This is a genomic window from Rhizobium sp. BK491, assembly GCF_014194925.1.
GTDB lineage: Bacteria > Pseudomonadota > Alphaproteobacteria > Rhizobiales > Rhizobiaceae > Rhizobium.
The window spans coordinates 1-1,107 of sequence record NZ_JACIAR010000013.1 but is presented as its reverse complement, the minus strand read 5'-3'; the positions used below and the strand labels follow the sequence as shown (position 1 = coordinate 1,107).

At 61.6% G+C, this 1,107-nt stretch carries 1 protein-coding gene; it reads left to right on the top strand.

The window, feature by feature from the left end; all coding sequences use genetic code 11:
* Nucleotides 1-819 (top strand): calcium-binding protein (locus FHX05_RS27790; protein ID WP_210295016.1); only part of this gene is annotated, 819 nt, incomplete at its 5' end.
* Nucleotides 820-1,107: the final 288 nt, after the last annotated feature.

Genomic DNA, 1,107 nt, shown 5'->3' with positions numbered 1-1,107 from the left:
CTGGTGTTCAATGGTGTGAACCCTGGCGACGTGACGCTGGTTCGCAACGGCGACGACGTCACCTTCGTGATCGCCGAGAGTGCGCCGGGAGCCGGCGATGGCGGGTCGGTGCTCGTGAAGGCGACACTCGACAACAGCAACGGCACCGGTGTTGAGCAGTTCGTCTTCGGCGACGGGACGGTCTGGAGTCCTGCGGACTTGCGGTCAAAAACCACAAGCCCTGTTCTTCTCGACCTGAACGGCGACGGCCATATCGACCTGCGGCCGCTGGACACCAACGCCTTGGCAACCGGCTCGGCCGTCACCTTCGACTGGAATGGTGATGGAGCAAGGGATGGCACCGCCTGGGTAGGATCGCAGGATGGCTTCCTGGCGATTGATCTCGGTGAGGACGGCCAGGCCGGGCCGGACGGCGAAATCGATCAGTCCAAGGAGCTTGCCTTCTCAGAATGGGCAACGCCGGATCAGGTGGCGGCCAATGGCGGATCGGTATCCGACCTCGACGGTCTCCGTCTGGCCTTCGACAGCAACCATGACAATGTGCTTGATGCCAATGACGACCGCTGGAGCGAGTTCCGCGTCTGGCGCGATGCCAACCAGAATGGATCTGTCGACGATGGCGAACTGCAGACCATGTCGCAAGCTGGCATAAAGTTGATCAACCTTCTGTCGACGACAGACGGCAGCCAATCCTTCTCCGATGGGTCGGCGATTACTGGCACGAGCTCGTACCAGACGGCGGACGGGACGTCGCATTATCTGGTCGGGGATGCCACGCTCGCCTATCAGCCGGCGATCCCGAAACAGAATGCGGCGTAACGAGCCCTCACCAACTACCAGGCTGTCGGGCTTTCATGTCCGACAGCCGACCTTGAAGCCTCCGGCGTAAATTTCCATGGATCAAACAGTTACCGCAGACGCGGAACAGCCTCCGACCGCGTCCTCACCATCAGCAGATGAGGTGAAACGACCAGACAGTGGTCTTGCTGCGGTTGCAGCGATTGCCGGCTACTTCCGCATCGCCTCGAACCCGGATGTCCTGGCCCGCGATCTCGCTTTGTCGAAGCCGGCGGGGCGCAGTGACCTGCTGCGTGCGGCCAAGCTTGT